General features: G+C 39.1%; 17 protein-coding genes and 1 tRNA gene. 4 read left to right on the top strand and 14 right to left on the bottom strand.

Annotated elements, in window-relative coordinates:
* The 3 genes from EKM98_RS02800 to EKM98_RS02810 form a co-directional block, all read right to left on the bottom strand.
* On the bottom strand, window positions 1–894 hold the full coding sequence (locus tag EKM98_RS02800; RefSeq protein ID WP_100070644.1) for an SDR family NAD(P)-dependent oxidoreductase: 894 nt from the start codon (window positions 892–894) through the stop codon (window positions 1–3).
* Window positions 895–1,032: 138 nt separating this feature from the next.
* On the bottom strand, window positions 1,033–1,638 hold the full coding sequence (locus EKM98_RS02805; protein WP_125980416.1) for a TetR/AcrR family transcriptional regulator C-terminal domain-containing protein: 606 nt from the start codon (window positions 1,636–1,638) through the stop codon (window positions 1,033–1,035).
* 117 nt (window positions 1,639–1,755) lie between these two features.
* Complete coding sequence (locus tag EKM98_RS02810; RefSeq protein WP_100070642.1) at window positions 1,756–2,289, bottom strand: TetR/AcrR family transcriptional regulator; 534 nt, start codon at window positions 2,287–2,289, stop codon at window positions 1,756–1,758.
* A 143-nt stretch (window positions 2,290–2,432) separates the two neighbouring features.
* Here EKM98_RS02810 and EKM98_RS02815 point away from each other — a divergent pair, with 143 nt between their 5' ends.
* A complete protein-coding gene (locus EKM98_RS02815) occupies window positions 2,433–3,272 on the top strand; it encodes an SDR family NAD(P)-dependent oxidoreductase (protein WP_100070641.1) in 840 nt (279 codons plus the stop codon).
* A gap of 276 nt (window positions 3,273–3,548) precedes the next feature.
* Here EKM98_RS02815 and EKM98_RS02820 read toward each other — a convergent pair whose 3' ends face one another.
* From EKM98_RS02820 to EKM98_RS02835, 4 genes are all read right to left on the bottom strand, one after another.
* A complete protein-coding gene (locus EKM98_RS02820; RefSeq protein WP_100070640.1) occupies window positions 3,549–5,537 on the bottom strand; it encodes an elongation factor G in 1,989 nt (662 codons plus the stop codon).
* 624 nt (window positions 5,538–6,161) lie between these two features.
* Window positions 6,162–7,115 carry an aldo/keto reductase gene (locus EKM98_RS02825; protein ID WP_068279432.1) on the bottom strand — a complete coding sequence of 318 codons (954 nt, stop codon included), beginning with the start codon at window positions 7,113–7,115 and terminating at the stop codon, window positions 6,162–6,164.
* Between the two features lie 233 nt (window positions 7,116–7,348).
* Window positions 7,349–8,404 carry a DUF6933 domain-containing protein gene (locus EKM98_RS02830; protein WP_068225894.1) on the bottom strand — a complete coding sequence of 352 codons (1,056 nt, stop codon included), beginning with the start codon at window positions 8,402–8,404 and terminating at the stop codon, window positions 7,349–7,351.
* A gap of 130 nt (window positions 8,405–8,534) precedes the next feature.
* Complete coding sequence (locus tag EKM98_RS02835) at window positions 8,535–9,662, bottom strand: SH3 domain-containing protein (protein ID WP_068225895.1); 1,128 nt, start codon at window positions 9,660–9,662, stop codon at window positions 8,535–8,537.
* A gap of 756 nt (window positions 9,663–10,418) precedes the next feature.
* Between EKM98_RS02835 and EKM98_RS02840 the strand changes: the two genes are divergently transcribed.
* Together EKM98_RS02840 and EKM98_RS02845 are read left to right on the top strand one after the other, a co-directional pair.
* Window positions 10,419–10,937, top strand: a complete 519-nt coding sequence (locus tag EKM98_RS02840) for a TetR/AcrR family transcriptional regulator (RefSeq protein ID WP_068225896.1) — start codon at window positions 10,419–10,421, stop codon at window positions 10,935–10,937.
* A gap of 86 nt (window positions 10,938–11,023) precedes the next feature.
* Window positions 11,024–11,857, top strand: a complete 834-nt coding sequence (locus EKM98_RS02845; protein ID WP_068225897.1) for an alpha/beta hydrolase — start codon at window positions 11,024–11,026, stop codon at window positions 11,855–11,857.
* 301 nt (window positions 11,858–12,158) lie between these two features.
* On the opposite strand, the gene rlmH is transcribed toward EKM98_RS02845, so the two are convergent.
* The 7 genes from rlmH to yycF form a co-directional block, all read right to left on the bottom strand.
* Window positions 12,159–12,638 carry a 23S rRNA (pseudouridine(1915)-N(3))-methyltransferase RlmH gene (gene rlmH, locus EKM98_RS02850; protein WP_068225898.1) on the bottom strand — a complete coding sequence of 160 codons (480 nt, stop codon included), beginning with the start codon at window positions 12,636–12,638 and terminating at the stop codon, window positions 12,159–12,161.
* A gap of 1,323 nt (window positions 12,639–13,961) precedes the next feature.
* A complete protein-coding gene (locus EKM98_RS02855; RefSeq protein ID WP_068225899.1) occupies window positions 13,962–15,239 on the bottom strand; it encodes a S1C family serine protease in 1,278 nt (425 codons plus the stop codon).
* 301 nt (window positions 15,240–15,540) lie between these two features.
* Window positions 15,541–16,353: an MBL fold metallo-hydrolase gene (locus EKM98_RS02860; RefSeq protein WP_125980418.1), complete on the bottom strand. Its 813-nt coding sequence runs from the start codon at window positions 16,351–16,353 to the stop codon at window positions 15,541–15,543.
* Window positions 16,354–16,622: 269 nt separating this feature from the next.
* Window positions 16,623–17,450, bottom strand: coding sequence for a two-component system regulatory protein YycI (locus EKM98_RS02865; RefSeq protein WP_125980420.1), 828 nt, complete (start codon window positions 17,448–17,450; stop codon window positions 16,623–16,625).
* The gene (locus tag EKM98_RS02870) at window positions 17,451–18,779 is read right to left on the bottom strand and encodes a YycH family regulatory protein (RefSeq protein WP_125980422.1); all 1,329 of its coding nucleotides are present in this window, start codon (window positions 18,777–18,779) and stop codon (window positions 17,451–17,453) included.
* On the bottom strand, window positions 18,769–20,661 hold the full coding sequence (gene walK / locus EKM98_RS02875; RefSeq protein ID WP_125980424.1) for a cell wall metabolism sensor histidine kinase WalK: 1,893 nt from the start codon (window positions 20,659–20,661) through the stop codon (window positions 18,769–18,771). The genes EKM98_RS02870 and walK overlap by 11 nt, the downstream gene beginning before the upstream one ends.
* Before the next feature lie 191 nt (window positions 20,662–20,852).
* Complete coding sequence (gene yycF, locus EKM98_RS02880) at window positions 20,853–21,566, bottom strand: response regulator YycF (RefSeq protein WP_068279467.1); 714 nt, start codon at window positions 21,564–21,566, stop codon at window positions 20,853–20,855.
* Window positions 21,567–21,822: 256 nt separating this feature from the next.
* Between yycF and EKM98_RS02885 the strand changes: the two genes are divergently transcribed.
* Window positions 21,823–21,895, top strand: a tRNA-Lys gene (locus EKM98_RS02885).
* The last annotated feature ends 281 nt before the right edge of the window (window positions 21,896–22,176 follow it).

Here is a 22,176-nt window from a genome sequence, read left to right on the forward strand (position 1 = left end):
TTATTTGGCTGCTGGCTTTTCGCCATGTGTTTTATCTAAATATTTTGTGATCAGGTTAAGATCAGGCCCCTGTCCATTAACAATCCCTTGCGCCCGGGCCACAATCAACGGATTAACCGCTGGGTGTGACAAAATATAGAATTCATTCTTCTCTAAGGCTGTGAAAATAAGTGCCGGAATTGTGTTAATGGACATCCCCGTCTTGATATCATTTTCTGCAAATTTTTGCCCATCTTTAAAGACCTTACTCGTATAATATGGATCACTAGTGTTGGTATATTTAGCAGGGCGGTGCTGCTCAGAATGATAAAGATCAGTCTGCACAAACGCCGGACAAAAGACGTGCATGTGTACATTAGCCTTTGCCGCCTGTAAATCATACTCAACGGCTTCTGTCATCCCAACACTAGCAAACTTGCTCGTGTAATACGCAGGCATTAACGGACTAGTGATCAACCCTGCCATTGACGCTACATTGATGATATCACCACCATCTGGTTGCTTCATCATAATAGGAATAACCTGCTGTAAGGCATACACTTGACTCATAACATCCGCGTGCAAAATCCATTCCCAATCACGTGTTGGCAACTCCCAAATTGATCCTGGTACTGCGACACCAGCGCTATTGACCAAGACATCAATTTGACCGAAACGCTTCATGGTAGTTGCAACTGCATTATCTACTGCAGTTTCCTCAGTCACATCCGTCGGGATCATTTCCGCATCGGCACCTAACGTAGTAACCTCATCGTAAATATCCTTTAATGCTGGTTCATCAATATCGGCCAAAGCAAGTTTCATCCCACGTTGAGCGGCTTCCTTAGCAATCGCTGCGCCAAAACCGTGGGCGGATCCAGTGATCAAAATAACTCGATCTTTAAAATTATCCATAAACACCAACTCACTTTCATTAGTAGAACTACCTAAATTAGTAATGTAAATTCACTTATTACGTATTACCTTACGAGAAGAGTATAAGCGCTTTCAAAAAGATAATACAGAGACAAAAATGGTGACTTGTTAGATATCTTACAGATCACCATTTTTGTTAAGTTTGTTCTTTTTATTCGCGGTTTCCAGTGAGAAGATAATGATATTATCTTGAGTATCCAAAATCTGCTGACGGATAAATTCCGGTGACGTTTTTAGACCAGTATTTAACCAATCTACGACAATACTAACAAAGCCACCGGTAAAGAACCGTACGATAAAGTCCTGGTCTTCCTTAGATACAGCTAGGTGGTGCGTCCGTAAAATATAATCAATATAGCCTATTAACACTGTTTGGATTGGTTCACGAAAGATACGGTTCATTTGTTCCAAATCCATCGTCGCGTAAAAGGAACGGTACTGCTTCTCATTAGCCTTCAGGTATTTCAGCAACAAAAAAATATCCTCATCCCACGTATGATATTCCGGACTTCGTTGCAATAAACTCAGTGCCTCACTCACGAAGGTCCACTTAAGTAAATCGGTCGTACTATGAAAATGATAATAGAAGGTTGGCCGCGTATACGCCGTTATCGCAAGCAATTGCCGAACAGTAATCGTTTCAAAGGGTTGTCTGCCCATAAGCTGTTTTAGGGCCTTAGCAAATGTCTGTTTAGTTGTTAACGAAATTTCATTATTCTTCATGTGACCGCGCCTCCTTCTTTAAGATTTTTCCGACCTAAACTTGGCAGTTAGCATAATAATCAAAATGTACTTCATCAAGCGACCTCTGAATGTTTTAGGGAGAAACTTTTAATAATTTTAAGATTGCTGGCTACCTTCACCAATTTTTTCTAAAAACGTTGCTAATTCCTCCGGTGTTTCTGGCTGTTTTTTGGTTACCCAATCAATAATGACACTAGTCAAACCAGTAGCATGATACCGAACATAATAATCGATTTCCCGAGCATTCAGATTTTGCAATTGTTTTTTATTTGCCGATAATTTCGCCAGAACTTGAGAGATATTATCGCGTAAAATATCTTGTTGCTGTGCAAGCAATAAGATTCGAATGAAACTTGCATGATCTTTTAAAAATTGCATAATAAAAACTAATCCTTCATGTTGAACAACTGTTTTAGAACCAAGTTTATCCGTCAATTCATTAACTATTTCTGCCATTTCACGCGTCAAAATATCTGTTATATTCTGATAGTGCCGATAAAAGGTCATACGTGAAATACCAGCCACTTTCGTTAGTTCAGTGATCGAAATTTCATCAAATGCTTTCTTTTTAAGCAAGCGTTTAAGTGCCCCTAATAAATATTCTTCAATTGCTTTTGATTGATCGGCCATTGACAATTTCACTCCTTTTGTCACTTATTGGTCTAGAAAGATTGTACTGCGAAAAGATTGGCGGTATACTCTTCTCAGCTTAAGCCTGTTACAACTGTAACATTATTATCACTATAAACCAACTAAGATGGGAGAAAACGAGTATGACAACAAGAAAAGTAATTGCAATCACCGGCGCAAGTAGCGGAATGGGCAAAGCAGCTCTCCAATTATTTGCACAACGCGGCTGGACTGTCTATGGCGGTGCACGACGTGTGGAAAAAATCCCAACCGGCACCAATATTTACGCCGTTAAATTAGATGTGACTGATTCAGAATCAAATCATACCTTTATCAGTACTATTTTAAATGAACAACACCGAATTGACGTCTTGATTAATAATGCCGGTTACGGCGAAGGTGGTCCAATTGAAGATATTGATCTGAAAAATGTACGTAAACAATTTGAGACTAATTTCTTTGGTGCCGCTGAATTAACTAAATTAGTTTTACCCACAATGCGCTCACAAAAAACTGGCCGTATCGTTAATATCTCATCAATTGGCGGTGATCTTTACATGCCACTAAATGCTTACTATCACGCCTCAAAGGCAGCCTTACAGCAATGGAGTGATTCGTTGGACCTCGAAGTACAACAATTTGGCATCCGTTCCGTCATTGTTCAACCTGGTGGAACCCAATCAGCTTGGGGCGACATTGCTGTACAGAATATGCGTAAAAATCTTAAAACGGATTCGGCCTATTTGCCACTTGTAAATACTCTAAGTAATGTCTTAAGCTCAAGTTCAAATATGATCAGTGCAACCTCGGCCGATCTGGCTAGAGTTTTCTATGCTGCCGCAACTGACCTTAATCCTAAACGTCGCTATTTCAATTCATTCGGTGACCGTTTTGTTGTGCACGTCGCTCGGGCACACCCCAAAGTTTTTCGTGCTGCTTCCAGTGCACTCTTACGCCACTTAGATCGCCGTAACCGCGAATAACGTATTAATACCCATTTGCATTTTTGTTTGCATTACAAAAAAGTTAAAATCATAAAATAACCGTATTTAAAAAATGATGTATCCAGCCGCCTTAGGTTGAATACACCATTTTTTAAACTTATTTATGTCGATTGAATAACCAATCGCGTACTGCTGGAATTGCCAGACGTTTCCGCTAAACTACTAACACTAATTTTGTTTGACAATCGATTTGTCAAATACGTTGCCAAGATAAAGATTAAAAGTAACGCCCCAGAGAAACCCAGTATCCGTTTTTCATTCCATCAATTTAATTAAGTCCGCTTCTGAATAAACATAAGGAAAATGCGCCATTTGCGGCACTTGATCCCAGGCCACTGGATAACCAGCTCCGTGGGCACAAAAAACTGACCCTGGCGTGTTGTCCAAATCGGCAACTGGATCATATTTCAAATCCGCCATAACCGTTTTTGCATCATGACAAGGCCGATAACCCGCAACGATACATTCTAGCTGCCCCTGACCATGCGTATAAGCGTGGACCTCCTGAGCATAGTCCTGCATTTCTGAAACCGGCGCAAAACCAGTCAGAGTCGTCGGCCCAGCACCAGAAATAGCGGTCACTTCTGGCGCGGCAAAACTACCACTCATTCGTTCAATATCACTCATCGCGCGACCAATTTGATCTTGGTTTATTTCCAGCCGAAATTGATACCAAGGTTCCAACAGCTGACAGGCACCACGTTTTTTAAGCATCATTAAACCTTGCCTAATTGCCCGCCAAGTTGCTTCGCGGAAATCACCCCCAACAGAATGGACGATACTGGCCCTGCCACCTACAAGGGTAACCCGCATATCCGTAATTGGCGCACCAGTAAGAACCCCCAGCTGTTCTTTGGCCCGCAGATTGGCCAGCACCTGATGCTGCCAATTACGACCAAGCACTTCTAAACTGCAGTTAGCAGCGAAGGTCAGCCCACTGCCACGTGGCGCAGGCTGAAGCAGTAAATGAACTTCTGCATAGTGCCGCAGAGGTTCAAAATGACCCACTCCCTCGGTCGCCTGCGTAATCGATTCTTTGTAAAGAATACTCCCTTTACCAAAACTAACGTCTAAATTAAAACGTTCAAGTAGGATTTGCTGCAAAATTTCCAACTGAACTTCACCCATGATTTGAACCCTGATTTCCTGAAGGTGACTTGACCAAGAAACGTGTAACTGGGGATCTTCATCCTCAAGTTGACGAAGTGCAGCGAGACAAACGTGAATGTCGTACGCCTTAGGATCAAGCGCATAGTTGAGAACAGGCTGAATCACTGGCGTAGCACCATCAACTTCGTTACCAAGTCCCTGGCCAGGATAAGTATTCGTTAGTCCAGCAATAGCGCAGATGTCACCGGCAGATATTTTTTGACAGGCCGTAAATTTAGTCCCATTATAGACGCGCAATTGATTGGCCTTCTGCTCGTTTAATAAGACATCCTTAGTCCGAAGCACACCACCAGTTACTCGAATCCAAGTCAGCCGCTCACCTTTTTCGTCATACGAAATTTTAAATACGCGGGCGCCAAAGTCTTGCTTATCCGTTGCTGCATTAGTCCAGCGTTCAAGGCCAGCAAGTAAATTATCAACGCCCGCTACCTTAAGTGCCGCGCCAAAATAACAAGGAAAGACCTCGCGGCGACCAATCATTTGCCGGACAGTACTGCCATCAAGCGCGCCAGAAGTTAGATAACCTTCAAGTACTTTATCATCACGGACAGCAATTTCTTCGGCCGCTTCAGCCGAGAAATCAGTATTTTGGACCTGCTCGTCTGCGTTAAAATCAATACAGCCTGGTGAAAAAGTATTTTGTAACTGGTTAAGTACTTGCGTTTTATCAGCACCATTTGTATCCATTTTATTAACAAAAATAAACGTGGGCACGTGATAATGCTCAAGTAAACGCCAAAGTGTCCGCGTATAACCCTGAATACCATCCGTCGCCGAAATCACCAGAATTGCGCAATCAAGGACGCTCAAAACCTGCTCCGTCTGCGTCGCAAAATCTACGTGGCCAGGAGTATCTAACAAAGTTAACTTAAGGTCCCCGTACTGAAGACTGGCTTGGTGCGAAAAGATCGTGATCCCACGTTTCTTCTCAAGTTTGTCTGGATCAAGAAAAGCGTCACCTTTATCAACCCGACCAAGTTTACGCAACTCACCGGCCCGGTAAAGCAATGCTTCCGAAAGCGTTGTTTTACCGGCATCAACGTGGGCAATAATTCCTGCAACGATGTGCTTCATGGTTGGACTCTCCTTTTCTACAGGATAAAAATTCATTCAATTACGCAACTTTTGGATAATCATCAATTTCTGTTTCGTGCATAATCGTAAGACTGCATGAATTTCATATAAATACTTTTTATACTAACATCAATCATGTTGTCCAATCACTCAATTATGCGCTACTTAACGCGCCAAACGTCATCAGCTCCGCATTATTGTATAAAACATTCACACGCTTAAAGCTTTCTATAACTAAACTGTAGCACTTGTGATTGGAATGTAATTATCGTTTTTAACTATAGTTTTAATACACGGCAGATTGTAAAAATTCTGCAAATATTGCTAAGTCCTTGAGTTTTTATAAAAGACTCTAATAGTGTTTTAAGGCCCAAATAGTTAAACGACATTGCGTTCGTAAAACAATTAATTCATCAGTTATGGCCTGAGACAGGCATCTATTAGGCATAAAACAACCTAAAATTCGGTTATTATCTATTATTCGCTGATCTTTTTAATCGGTATGGCCATATTAACCCTAACCCGTTGACGTTTAATACAAAAAATGTATAGGGACCAACAATTTGATCCTTATACATCATTTTATTGATACCATTTAGAAATCTCATCAATACATTTTCGTACCTAAGGCAATGTGTGCCCGCCAGCCAAGTATAGTGCATACCACTCTTGACGTGAAAGCTGTACTTCGTTTGCTTCCAAAATATCACTTAAATGTTGTGGATTAGTTGTGCCGGCAATCATTTGAATATGTGCAGGATGACGCAAAATCCAAGCAGTCGCAATGGCAGTCTTAGACACTCCGTGAATTTTTGCAATTTGATCCAATACCTTATTAACCTGAGGTATTTCCGGATTATCAGTAATCAGACCGTGAAATTGCCACTGACCATTAATAAATCCGCCATTAACTGGTCCCTCATACTGAAGTGGTGACCAGGCCTGAAGTGTAATTTTATTCTTCTGTGAATAAGGTAATAACCCACCATCATGATCTATGCTTAGTGAATCTTTCATGTTTGTATGAATACCAAAATCGATCATACCTGTATGCATCAGACTAAATTGAACCTGATCAACTAATAATGGCCGATTTAGGGCACTTTGTAGAAACTCAATCTGAAAGGTATTCATATTTGAAACACCAAACTCGCGGACTTTTCCACTTTGCCTTAGTTGATTAAACGCAGATGAAATTTCGGCAGGCTCCATTAATGGATCAGGTCGATGGAGTAATAAAACATCCAAATAATCCGTTTGAAGACGCCTCAAAATACCATCCACACTATTCAAAATATGTTCTTTGGAAAAGTCATAGCCAAAGTCAGTCAGTCCAACCTTAGATTGGATAATCAAATCTTCGCGCTTAATGCTAGACTGCTTTAACGCCTGACCAAATATGCGCTCTGATTGACCACCGCCATAAACATCAGCAAAATCAAAAAAATTAATACCATTATCGATTTCAACCTGCATTAACTTCTGCATTTGAGCTAAATTAAGACTAGCATACCTCATACCACCTGCCGCAATGTTTGAAACCATAATGTTACTTGAACCCAATGGAAATAATTTCATTACAAAATTCTCCTCATATTAACTAATTTAAAACACAGTATAGGTCTGATCACTAAATTAAGCAGTTAATTTGCTCACCTAAATTCTAGAAATGTAGTGTTACATCAACACTTATTTTCAGAAATTCTGTTGATCCATATTCTGATTTTAAAAAATTTAGTTAATATTTTAAGGAATACGATAGGTGGTCGATTACGAAACTCCACTATCCTCTAAAAAAGCAGCAACGCAAATTACCAGAAGTCCGTCATACTATCCATAAGTTGTAAATATTCAATACCGAATTCAATATCATCCTTTATCTCTGCTCTGGCCTGTTCAGCATCAACCTGACTAATTTCACCTGCAACTTCCATGAATTTTATAAATTTCTTGATTGAAGTTGCATTGGCCTTGATTTCACTTGCTGAATAAGCAATTTTGCGCGGAAACCAATCAGCCAAATATGGTTGCACGGCATCAACTGTTGTTAAAGGCGTTTTGATCGTATCAAATAACATAAATTCATTAATAAATAATTCAATATTCTTGACATGTTTTTTAGCGGTTTTTTCAGTTAATCCAGTCGAGTTTATCAAGTAATTTTTAAACTCTGCCAAAAGTAAAGCATTGTTAGCCAGAACCTTGGCCCCAATTTGCTCATAAAGGTGACCGTCGCCAGCAAATAGTGCTTCACTATCTTGATATTTATCCCATTGATGATAATCTAGCCAAGTTCTGTCGACATGATATTCACTTACCTGCATTTCGGCAGCGTTAACCTTAGTGATCGATAACCCAGTAGCAAATGCATTAGCGACTGAATCTTTAGCAAACGCGTAGTCCTTCTGGCTAAATGGAATCTGCATTAAATAGTCCATTAATTTAGTCTGAATTAATTTGGTTCGATCAATTAGGCGGCCTTCTTTAACCATTAAAATCATATTAGTCACCGCGCCTGTTACTTGACGGTTAAACCCAGCGTTTAGCCTAACTGCTCCCGCTAATTCAAAATACGCGGCAATATCTTCAGGTGCGACACCAACAAGTAAGAACGCTTCGCGAATACCATCATTAATATATTGCTCTAAATTAACTTTGTTTTTGGCGTTAATATCATATAAAGCAACTGCGGCGTAGGTCAAATCATTAACCAGTAAAACAACCTTTTTCCGGTTCACCAAGTAGTAATTTGCGTGCCAAGAAAATAATGGATTTACCGTGGCAAAACGCTTAGCCATTGCGGCATCTTCCACTTTAACTAATTTATTAAAAATCGGTAATGCCTTTTTCGTTGGATTAATGATCATTACACTAACTCCTTGCAGTTTATTTTGTATAAATTGATGCAATTTCATTATTTATGATACGGACTTGCATCTCACTTTGCCCTGCGGTATGAAAATAGGTAGGGCTTAGTAACTAAACCACAATTTTAGCCTAATATGTCTTAATAACCTTCAGGTAGGTCGTATTAGTCCACCCAAATATTTGTGTCCCGTTAGCATCAGCAACAACTACTCGTTTCCAATGCCGTTTAGTCTGGACTACTTTTACAACCGTTCCTTCTCCCAAAACGTTTATAATTTTAGCATGTTGCTTGGGCCGATTTCTTAACGTCAGACCATCAACCCTAACTGTACGATAAGCATGCTTGGGTTGCTTGGGATTTATTCCGTTACCTTCAATAACCAAATCTGTATAATTTCCAAGATCAACCTGTAACCATTGATTAATTGACTGACCGATCGGTGTTGCCCCCAATATTGGTTCAATTAATAAAGGTAATAAAAGTAAAAGAATTTGTTGAAAAAATATCCGACCTTTATGGCTAAGCTTACTAATATTTCCAGTTTTAAATGATTCAGCAACTTCTTTTGCCACTTGTTTGTCTATCGTCGTTTCTGAATTTGCGTCATCTTCTGGCAGATTTTCAGTAAATTCATTAAAAGCATTATTCAATTTATCAGTTTGTTCAGTATTTAGGTTGGAAAGTATTTTATTAAGTGTTGGCTGTAAGGTCGCGCCTCTAAGCAAGGCTGAATTAGTCGCAACAATCCCCATTTGGTCAGCTATATGTAGTTGGCCAAGTTGCCGTGCAGCTATTTTGGATAAGGTTGGTGAAGCGAAGGTCGTTTGGAATACTTTAGCTTTATCGTTGACTACAGATTGCAAAGCTCCAGATAACCCTGACTTAACTCCAAACTTATTCCATACAGAATTATGCTCCATTGCCTTGATCGACTGTAATGCACTTTTTTGGAGGCCAGAAACACCCATCAATTTTAAAGTATGACTAAGCTGATCATTAGGTAAAATTATAGCACCTGCTGCTATTTTCGGTAACGATTTCATTGCTCCAGTCGAATTCAAGCTTCTAGATAAACCATTAGCCCACTTAACTTCAGGCATGAGTGATATTTTCGTAAAAGCACTTTCCCACCTCGATCCAGAAACGATTCCAACTTGTGCAGAGGTACTTTTCATATTTAACGTATTGATAATATTTTTGTAGTTTTCATTTGCTGCATTAATAAGCCCCGTAGTATTAGGATGTTCAGTGACCATGCTACCCCTCCTCGTAATAAAATATTTCTTAAATTCATTATAGCACGTATGTTCCCCAGACATTCAAACCCGTTTTCCCGGCGTTGGTGAAGGATACAGGCAAAATCATTAGATTGTTGATAAGCCAGATTATTCATATAATAAATATATTTAATACTATTACCGGGAAAACGGGTTTTCATAAAAATAGTGCTAGGGTGGCAGCCCAAACTGCCGCCCGTCAAAGAATAATCCGACATTAGGTCCAGGTTCGGACTACTGCCACTAGTTTAGCTAGATGAAAAAATTTATTTGGCACGACAGGCATGTTATCTATCTAAAATCAATTTAGATAGTGGCACATAAACTTTTCTCATCGGCAAAGACAAGAACCTGCAACAAGCTTTTCAGGGCTTGCCACAGGTTCTTTTTCTAACTTATTCAGTTGAGTCCAAGACATCGATTTCGACCTCTATGTCAGCTTCTGTCATGGCATCAGCACTAGGTAAGAATTTACTTTTCGGCTGAGATGTTTTATCAATTTCTTCCATTCATCAAGCATTGTTGTTTGGTTTAGTGCCATAAATTGTGGCTTATAATCCAATGGTAAGAGCAACGTATATACAGTTGCGCGATCGTAGTCCGCCATTCTAACTCGTCTCGTTTGTCGATCAGGCTCATAACTTAGAAGTCTATAACATCCTTAATGATAAAAAGCGTCAACTATCCTCATTATTTCATATATACTGAAGCTAACATTATGAAAGGAAAGCGCATATGCCACAAACAACTAATAATAGTTTAACCCGTTTCAAAAATGCTTTTGCGAGCTTGTTGATTAGTCGGCCGCTCTCAACGATTACAGTACAAGACATTGTACGTAAAGCTGGCGTTAATCGTTCCACCTTTTACCGCCATTTCTTAGATCTAGATGACTTTTTAGATTGGCTGGAAGAAGAAATGCTAGTTGAAATTACGACTCATTTTCAGTTAAGCGAAAATAAAAACATTGATTTTACACAATTTTACCAATATACAAACGAAAATCGCATTCTACTTCAAGGATTCTTGGAAACAAATCGCTGGAATCATTTTATTGACCGTTTACAAACAATCGTTTTAAAAAATTATTTAAAGCTACTTTCCACTCAAGCCACAACAATTCCAATTGAGATTCAAGTGCAGTTTTTTATTGGTGGTCATATAAACCTTTTTAAATGGTGGCTTGATCAAGAAAATCCCCCTACTCCAGAAAAAATGGCAACGTATCATCAAAAATTAAGTCAACCTCGTTAATGCAACACATTTCGTGAGATGTGTTGTTCTTTTTAAATCAATTTGCAATTATCATGATCTTATTAAATCAAAGGATCTGATTCTAAATGCAAATTAAAACAAACGATAATACGCTCTTAAACGTTAATAAAGTTGGTCATGGCCCCATTTTGATTCTTATCCCAGGAGCAAATGGGACTGGTGATATCTTCTACACAACTGCAGAAACTTTAAAAAATAACTTTACAGTCATTACCTATGACCGACGTGGCTATGGAAAAACAGTTGTACCTACACCACTACCCGCGAACGCATCCGATCCAGATAGTAACTATCGAATTGACAAAGACGTTGATGATATTTTCGCGCTTGCAGATACATTCAGCCCTAATGAACCAGTTTATTTAATGGGTTCCTCATCTGGTTCGATTGTCGCAGAAAAAGCCTTTTCTAAAAACCCGAACCACTTTGTTAAAGTGTCGATCCATGAAAGTCCATTGGCTACTGTCATCGATGATGGTGGTCAGTTCAAAAAAGAATCCGCACAAATCGTTCAAAAGGTTTTAGACGGTAACTTCGGTGCTATCTCTGATTTATTCGTTGATCAAATGCACATTCAACCCTTAGATGCTAAAATGATGGGCCTAGCAACTGACTCAAAACCAGATCCGGCCAAAATGAAATCAATATTATTTTGGCTGAAATATGAATCCGCACAGTATACGAGCCAAGTTATTGATTGGAATATTTTTAAGAACAACTCAGAAAAAGTTATTTTACTCAACGGAACTGATTCAACCGGATTCTTTCCACAAACGGTTAACCAAGCAATCAGTAAAAAAATTGATGTTCCAATTACAATGATTTCCGGAGGGCACCTAGGATACGCGCAAAAACCAGAGAAATTTGCGGATACCTTAACAGATGCACTGCTCAAATAAAATATAGATGTAATACATGGACAAATGATTAAGTAGTTGTCCGTTTGTTCGTAATTTTCGAGGTATAGAGTCGTATTTTAGAGCCATTGATTCATGAAATTCGTTACTTTTTGACACAAAGAGATTATATAGAGATTAAATAGGCGCCCTCCCGCAAAAGGAGTGGCGTCTATTTACTTATCTTAGTCTAATATATCCAGATAAGTCCCGTTATATCGGCAATCTTTCCAAAAACCGCATCACTTATGATATGGAGACCCCTATCGATCCGGCCTGCGGTTAATATCACGAAAAAACCGCATCACTTATGATATGGACTTCCTTCATTAATCATAAACGCCCGGTAAATCTGCTCAATCAAAACCAGCCGCATTAGTTGGTGGGGTAAGGTCAGCTTTCCAAAAGACAATTGATCGTCACTGCGTTTTAAAACTTCTGGTGATAAGCCTAATGAACCGCCAATAACGAAAGTGATGTCCGAATGACCGTAAGTCGTCAATTGATCAAACTCTGCGGCAAATTGTTCTGAGGCGCGCTGCTTACCTTGAATCGCCAATGCATAAACGTATTCTTTAGCCTTAATTTTAGCAAGAATTCGCTCCCCTTCCTTGTGCTTAACTTCAATCATCTCGGCATCGCTTAATTTTTCCGGTGCTTTTTCGTCAGGTACTTCAATAATTTGTAACTTGCAGAAGCTATCTAACCGCTTGGCGTACTCGGCAATACCCTGTTTAAGGTACTTTTCCTTCAATTTACCCACACCAATTATTTTAATATTCATTCGTGCTTGTCCTCCATTTGAGAATTTACTATCCAAATAACATCCTAGCGCGCTAGCTCAAAAAAAGCGTCGCTAAACAAAAATTATAACCTATTTTTTATTAAGCTGTGGATGAGCGGGCAATGTTACCCACCGTAAATAACAGGTTATCCACAAAAGTTATCCACATGTACACAACTCGTAAATCAAAATGTTGGGGGTCAAAATAATTCGACCACAAAATACTGATTTTAGAAAAAATTAATTTTTTTCGTAAAAAAGTTATCCCCAAAAATTAAAGCGTTCGTTAAGTTAGCGCTTGCGTTCTATAAAACTTATTATACCAGACTTTAAGTCCTAACTTAATCTAAATAATTACAAGTTATCAACAAGCACAAATTCAAACTGTGGATAACATAAAAACAAAAAATAGCGGTATTCTAGCAATTATTAGTTATCCACAGTTGTGTACAAAGCTGTTAACAACCCTTATGAACATTGACAAATCTATTTCTTAACATTACTTAATGTTCGTTTTTACCCAATTGATTACGAAAGACTATTAAATTAGCGAAAAATCGTCTAATCAATTTTTACTTTAACGAATAATTACTATTTGCTAATCTAAAAACTAGTGATTTTTACCCAATTACCCGCTTAAACCTAATTTGGCGTAAGCATCAGATAATCTTGCTAAAAAATCCGAATTCACTATTTTGATATCAGCGCGCCAGACTATTTGAATAACTCTAAAAAATCCGTTTTGAGCACAAAAAAACTAGTCGTAAAAATAACGACTAGTTTTTTATACCGCCACATCAGTGTTTTGGCGTTACAATGGGCGTTTTGAGCTAATAATTTTCAATTGCGGAGTAGAATCTAACCACTTTTATTAGTATTTTCCTGATTAGTGTAAACGTGTTTGAAAAAGCAGATTCCTGCGGTTGCCATGTTTCAACTTGGCGGTTTTCGCCTTGCTAGTTCTTGCGGTGACCGAGACGAATTGAGTCGAGGAAACACAGTTATGGACTTTATAACTGTGTTCCTTGTTTTTGCCACAAGAATAGACAACATTCGAAGCATCCTAAGTTATTTGCGATCTTTGCAAATAACTAACCGTAATTACGAAGTAGTAGTTGAATGGACAACGTATGAAGCATCAAGATTATTAGCGATTTAGGCTAATAATCCTCAATTGCGGAATAGTAGCTACAACAGCCAAATCACCTTTTTCAAAGGTAATTCGGCTGTTTAGGCTGCGACTTGGACTTCGGTTTATCCTAGTCCGATCGACATCGTTAGTAATCCTCAGAATCTAACCGCTTTTCCAAACACTCCCCTCAGTTAATCAGTAATATCTAACTGACTAGTGTTCTCCGATAATTTAATTGAGCCAGATTTTTCTTGTCCATCATGATAGTACTTAACGCTAACAGTATCACCGACATTATGATTATATAGTTCAGAACGCAAATCGGCGCTACTGTCTACTTTCTTACCGGCCAATTGCGTGATCACATCGTATTTCTTCAAGCCGGCGTTACTGGCTGGCGAATTACTCTTAGCAGACATGACGACAACCCCACCAGTGACACTTGATGGTATTTTCAAAATTGATTTCTGTTGTGCTGAAGAGATGTTAGACAGATCAACCATTGAAATGCCAAGTGCTGGTCGCACAACCTTCCCGTTAGAAACGAGCTGATCAATAATCTTAACAACTTCATTACTTGGAATTGCAAAGCCCATTCCTTCAACCGTTGCGTTGCTACTACTGCTAGACGAGGTTCCAGTGCCACTTAATTTCATTGAATTAATCCCGATGACTTGGCCTTGAATGTTTAGTAACGGACCACCAGAATTACCGGGGTTGATGGCAGCATCGGTTTGAATAACCGTTGCTTCACCTGTTTCTTGACCAGTAGTTTCATCCTGAACTGGAACGGTTCGTTTCTTAGCAGAGATAATTCCTTGGGTGACTGACGTTGCGTATTCCGAACCTAATGGTGACCCAATCGCAATGGCAGGTTCACCAACTTTAATCGAATCGGAATTTCCGAAGCTGGCAACTTGCGTGACTTTAGCCGAATCAATGCTTAAAACGGCCAAATCGGTCACTGAATCAGTACCGACTTTTTTGGCATCTAATTTAGTGCCATTACTCAGGATAACTTCTAATTTTTCTGAGCCAGAAACAACGTGATTATTCGTAACAATGTAGGCCTTACCACTTGCCTTCTTGTAGATCACACCAGAACCTTCGCTGTATTCCGTCAAATCTTTACTACTGCTACTACTGGAGCTGTCACTAGAGCTATTACTGCCACCAAAGTATTCGGATAATCCACTACTATCAGAACTACTTTGCTTTTGCAGATTTACAACTGAGACAACTGAATTTTTTGTATGATTAAAAACATTAGATACTTGTGAATTTGTACTAACCTTAACGTTACTGACTTTAGTACTGCCAGCCTTACTTGTGTTCACGACACTACCATTAGAATCGCTACCACTATTAAAGAAATTAGCACCACCGTAAACAACACCGCCACCAATAACAGCAGCTACCACGGCTACGATTGCCGTTCGAATAAGACCAGAACTAGGCTTGTTTTGCATAATCTTCCTCCAATTTCCGGACTAAAAAGTCTTGAGATAAGCCTTATACGTTACGTTTTTAGTCCACACTTCTAAATATACCACGTCACCAATAAACTAGAACGGATAACGCACAAATTGCTTTACGACCTATAAGATAACGCAAACATTTGAATAATTCTTGAAAAAGTTAGGATTTATTCCACAAAAATAAAGAAATAAACACAATAATTGATAAAGTACGTAAAAAATAACCCTTAAACCTATGATAAAACAAAGTTTATCGCAAATTTAGGGGTTTAGAAGACTATAATTATTTAACTTAAATTATCATTAGTGGTGAAGCATCATCGGGTTCGGTATCATACAATTTAAAATCATGATCAACACCATAATCGTGTTCTTTTAACATGGAAGAAACGGTTAAGTGACAGAGTTCCTTCATGTTATTGTGCAAACTACGATGTCCTAGGAAAACCTTTTTTGTTCGGTTGCCAATGACGCTCATTAAACCATCCGCACCGGCCTCATTACTAAGGTGCCCTTTATCGCCAAGAATTCGTTGCTTGAGTGGCCAAGGATACAGGCCCATGCGCAACATTTCAACATCATGATTACATTCAAACAAATAGGCGTCAGCATCATTAATTTCAGCACTGAGTCGTTCTGACACATAGCCGGTATCCGTTAAAATAACAAAGGTCTTGCCGGCGTGTTGAAATTCATAGAATTGTGGATCGATAGCATCATGGGAAACCCCAAAGCTTTGAACGTCTAAATCACCAAGCGCTTTAAAACTACCCGTATCAAAAATTTGTTGTTGATTTTCTGGAACTTTACCAATCTTGGGTAACATGGCCTGCCAAGTCAGCTTATTCGCATAAATATTTAAATTAGGGTAACGCCGTGCCAACACCCCAACACTCTTGATATGGTCAGTGTGTTCATGGGTAACCAATAGATCATCGACCGCAGTTAGATCACGTCCGATGTTTTTCATCAAGTTTTCGATCTTTTTGCCACTCAAACCAGCATCTACCAGAATTTTACATTGTGGTGTTTCAATGTAAGTCACATTGCCGGTGCTGCCACTACTTAAGATACTGACCTTCAATTGATCATCCTTGTTGTCCATCTATTGTGATCTCCTTTTGTCCGTTAAACTCATCTACCGCATTCTACCATGAAAATTGGCCAAATGCACTTCTCCAGAGATCAAGCGCGCTTAATTAGGGGCGTACGCCAAAAACCGATTTTGGGTTTTCTGCATACCGTCAGTTAATCCAATAACTGTACTATGGTTATTGGATTGGCTGTAGTTAGGCCCGTGAACCCAGACTTTTGGCACACACATTTTAGAATAATACTCAGAAACAGTCAGCGACTGGGTTTGGTTCCAACCTTTTAATTAGAGGAGGTAGTTGCTAAGCTATTATCGTTATTATTTTTCATTAATGCACCAGTAAAGGCATTGATCCGTTTAATCTGGATATTACCAGAATTTTTACTTTCAATGGCAATAAACCACGCCGGAATATACACACTACTATTGTTAACGTCCAATAAACGCGAATAACCAACACTAGTCCACTTAATGGTTGCTCCAGAAGAAATTTCATTATCCGTATAGAGATCTTGAACGGCCTGCTTAGCACTAATCGTCTGTTCTTTTTCCCGTAAGGTTGTTAGCCGATTAATATAGGTTTGTTGATAATTAGTGACTTGATGATTATCGTTCACCTGAAATACCAGCTCGCCGGCCTCGTCATAAAGATCCCCTTCAGAGATTTTCTGTGTAAAAACAAGTCGATCTGCAGTTGAAAATTCCCTTGAGTAACGGTACTGATCACCATGCAGAATCTGGTGTTCATTTTTCATAATTTCTTTTAATTGATTAATTAAGCGCAGATTCGAGCGCGCTGAAATTGAGTTGTAAAAGTGACCGTATAAACGATTGTCATTAAATGTCACTCGTTGTCCGGTTAAACGCTCACTTTGCTCTTGCAACGTTCGGTTAGGTTTACTAGCTAAGTAATACCCCGTGTAGGTCTTACTCGATAAATGCGGTGTGGTAACTTGATCATTACTCATTTCCCGCTTAATTGTTGTATTACGTGAGACGCTAGAATCGATCATCTCAATATTTTGATTTTGCTGGTAAGAGACGAATAAAAAAATATCCAAACAAGCAAAGACAACTAGAAAAATAATCTCAATTCGTTTGAAATCCAATTAATTCGCCTCCTCACTAGAGCTATCTTCATTCTGATCGGCATTCAGCATTTGACTTAAACTCAACCAACTACCGTTATAGTTAATGTAGTAAGTAGGAGTCAGATCAATCACCGAATCCGATGAGTGATTAACTTGCCAATGATAACCCAGTTGAACGCTTTTAACATCCGTTAAGTTATAACCGGCATTTTGTAGCTGATCCAACATATTTTGGGTTGTTGGTAGCGTTACTGCTTGCTTGTCCGAAGGTAGTGGTACTTGCAGCGAATAAACCGAAAAATCTAGCTTATTCCCAGTTGCCATCAGCTGAACCTTAACCGTGCCAAAGTTGGTTTGGTTAAAGACCGGAAAGCCTTCAACATAGCTACGGTAAACGACGGTTCGATCTTGTGGATTGTAATAGAAATAACGCATGTTAACTGGTGTATTCCCTAAATTCGATAGTTCACGAAAACTGTCGGTTAAGATACTCGTTGTGTTTTTAGCTGTATTGCTGGTGGAATAATCTTCGAAATTAATCGTACCGTTTTTATGGTTAACCTGAAGACTCTTATAAGTACCATCATTATAAATTGTGCTATCGCCAACCTCTTTAGAGTCAACTGAATTAGGCGATTTACCACCAAGTAAAGCAGTAACAAAATCGGTTGGATTTTGCTTATTGAGTAAGTAACTATACTGCGCCACTTGAACCGATTGTTCATAAAAAATTTGTGGCCGCTTATTCATTAATTGCTCATTAATTGGCATTTTTACAGTTGCCTTATTGATTGCTTTTTTCAAAGCCGCTAAATTCTGTTTACTTACTTTAACGCGATATCCGTGCGTTTGCCGGTCACTTAAGAGGTAAACAACCCCTTTTTTGCCTAAGGGGATCAATAATCGGTTAAAATTTTTATTGCGGTCCTGCTGGCTAACTTTCTGACCAAAAGTTTGGCCAAAAATTGAGTAAGAAACGTTACTTGGATAATTAATACTAAGCATATTACCCCGATTAATGAGCTTAAGGTACTGCTTAGCCGTCAATTTAACGGTTGTAGGGCGACCAAAACGCCATTTTTTAACATCACTACGTAAAGTATCAATTAAATTTTCTTTTTTATTATAAATTAGATTTTTTTGCCCTTGTTTAGTTGTGGCCATAATTTGGGTTGGAAGATAAACGGCCGCTAAATTTTTAGTATCCAGTTGAGTTTGTTGGGGCGTAACGTCAGTCGTATTCCGTTGAAAACGTGCATTATTAGTCCAAATTAACCCTGAAAGAACAATACTGATTACGATTAGGACGGACAAACTCACGCGCAGGATTAGATTTTTAATTTTCATCCCAGAGATCATCCTCCTCTTCATCGTAAGGCTGATATGACAGAGAAATATAGAACGTTGAGCCTTTACCTTCCTCACTGTCTACCCAGATACGGCCATTAAGGGCCTCAACAACTTCCTTAGAAATTGCTAGTCCAAGACCAGTACCACCTTGGGCCCGAGAGCGTGCCTTATCTACCCGGTAAAAGCGGTCAAAGACGTGTGGTAAGTCCTTCTTAGGAATACCTAAACCTTGATCAGAGATACTCAAAATAACGTGATTGTTGGTTTCCAGTAAACGGCAAGTCACAACACCGCCATCAGGTGAGTATTTAATCGCATTATTCATAATATTATCGATAACCTGCATAAATTTATCGGTGTCGATTTCAACCCATAAGTCACGTTTAGTGAATTCACGTTTAATCGAATATTTTTTGTTGGCCGGTAAATTTCTAGCCTCAGTTCGATTATTGTCCGCGGCACTCGTATCTGCCTTAATCATCATATCAAACCGATTGAGCACGTAATTAAATAACTCATTAAGGTTAACTAACTCCATATCCATTTTGACGGTCCCGGAATCCATTCGGGACAGGCTCAACAGATCATTAATCATCCGGATCATTCGGTCTGTCTCTTCCTGCGTTACGTGTAGGAAGTCTGGCGCAACCTTAGGATCCTTCCAAGCACCATCCGTTAAGGCCTCCAGATAGCTACGCATTGAAGTTAACGGCGTCCGCAATTCATGAGAAACGTTGGAAACAAACTGCCGCCGTTCGCGCTCATCCTTTTGTTGTTCCGTGACATCATGTAAAACACAAACGATCCCCGAAATAAACCCAGTTTCACGTTGAATCAAAGAAAATTCGGCGTGTAGGATTAAATCATGTTCGTGACTAGAAAAATCTAACATTAATTCCGTTTGGTTTTCCAATAAGTCCCGAATAGTGTGATCGTTCCCAATTTTTAAAATCTGTAAAATTGATTGACCAATCACAGCGCTATCGTCAACATCAAGGAAATCAGCTGCCGCCTCATTAATAATGATCACGTTTCCCCGCCGATCCGTTGAAATAACACCATCGGTCATATGTGATAAAACCGAGTCCAAACGACGACGCTCTGCTTCTGAGGCCTCCTGTGCTTCTTCAACCCGAACTGACAAATTATTAACGGCTACAGCTAATTGTCCTAATTCATCCTGACCGTAAATTCGAACCTGCCCTGAATAATCACCACGGGCCATTCGAATAGCCTGTTTTTTCATCTCATCAATTGGCCGTGTAATCGCACGACTAATCACAATTGCAATTACTGAAGAGAAAAGCGCCGCCACTAACGAAGCCGTCAAAAAGATAATGGTAATGCTATTAATCCCCTTATACACACTTTTCATATTGGCGCGTACGTAAATAGCACCAACCACGCTATTACTATCGCCGCTAGGATTAATTAACGGAACGATCGTGACGTAATAGCTTGCTTGGTTCTTTTTATCGTAGGACAACGTTTCGTACGAACGATTATTATAGAGGACGTTCTTAACGTCACTATCAGGCGTTTTTTGGCCAACTTCACCTTGATCGTTGACATCACTAGTACCACGAATAATACCTTTACTATCAACAACGCGAATATCGGCGGAGTTATTAAGGTCCGCTAAAACATTGCCGATCTCTTTGTTGGCCGAAGTTGCATCCGTCTTCAATAAGTCATCTGCCAATTGGTTATTCACGTAAGCTGGTGTTTGAACCTGCTGTTTAAAAGTTTGAATGTTCTGTTGTTCTAACTGTTTGACAAAATAAGCCCCAATGATTTCCAAGGTTACCATCAGTAGCAGAATAAAAACGAGTGCAATTTTAAAATTAATTGATTGAAAAAAATGGATTTTTTTATTCATAATGAATCCTTAATCTGACTTTCTGTTGCCCAATAAATATAAAATAATTTTTACGCTAATTAGCCGCTGTAACACCACGACAATATACGATAAGCAGTACAATTTTCTTGTACTGCTTATTGGCTATACTGTAAAAAGCATTAGTGCAACACATTGCTAGTGCGATGCTATTTCTAATAGTGCATATGGCTCTATTCCGCTTCTGGGTTTCGCAAATAGTAGCCTACACCACGACGGGTAACTAACCATTCTGGATGACTTGGGTTATCCTCGATTTTTTCACGTAAACGTCGTACTGTAACGTCAACCGTCCGAACATCACCAAAGTAATCGTAGCCCCAAACTGTTTGGAGTAAATGTTCACGCGTCATGACTTGGCCAATGTGTTGCGCTAAATAATGTAGTAACTCAAATTCACGGTGGGTTAACTCAATTTTGTCCCCACGCTTAGAAACAATATATGCATCAGGGTGAATAGTTAAATCACCAATCTGAATTTCGTTATTTTCATCATTTTCTTGTTGTTGAGCATTATTAATCGTTCCTTGACGGCGTAGATTAGCCTTAACTCGGGCAACAAGTTCGCGATTAGAGAAGGGTTTAGTTACGTAATCATCGGCGCCCATCTCCAAGCCTAATACTTTATCAATCTCAGAGTCCTTGGCCGTTAACATGATAATTGGCATATCATGATCTTTCCGGACTTCACGCGCAACCTCCAAGCCATCAATCTTAGGTAACATTAGATCGAGTATAATTAAATCAGGATTTTCTTCACTTACTTTTTCTAAAGCTTCTTCACCATCATATGCCGTAACAACATCATAACCTTCTTTAGTCAAATTAAATTTAACAATATCAGAAATCGGTTTTTCATCGTCAACGACTAGAATTTTTTTTGCCATGTGTGGGTATCCTCCTTGGATGCGCTTCGGTTACAATTATAACCATTCAGGTAAGTCTTGGCAAAATAGGCGTTAAATTTTACCTTTGTGTGCTTACCGCTTACCAGTTAAAACGCTAACGTAATTTTATAATAAAAGCACGTTCTTACAAAAATAAACACGTGATTTCATTGAACTTTAAAGAAATATAAAATTTTTACAAAAAAGATTTGCGTGACTGATTATTATTTGCTATACTATTTCTTGTTGATGACATGGATCGTTAGCTCAGCTGGCAGAGCAACGGACTCTTAATCCGTGGGTCCGGGGTTCGATCCCCCGACGGTCCATCTATTTCATTGAGTAAGACAGACGTTAAGAGCGTCTGTCTTTTTTTGTTTTCTGTAACTCCCAACAGTGCCCCCATTATAGCACACCCATAGCTAACAACTAGACCCTTTAAATCTGGTAACGGCATAACGTTAAATAAAGTGACTGCCACACATCTACCTGCCACGCTAGAATTATTCGTAACTTTTGACATGAAATTTTAACCTAAATTGTCAAACTAAGTGCAACACCGGCCAGCTTTCACTTATAAGTGGTCTAGGTGTTAGTCATGCGAGTAATT

Source organism: Loigolactobacillus iwatensis (assembly GCF_003950295.1).
GTDB classification, from domain to species: Bacteria; Bacillota; Bacilli; order Lactobacillales; family Lactobacillaceae; genus Loigolactobacillus; species Loigolactobacillus iwatensis.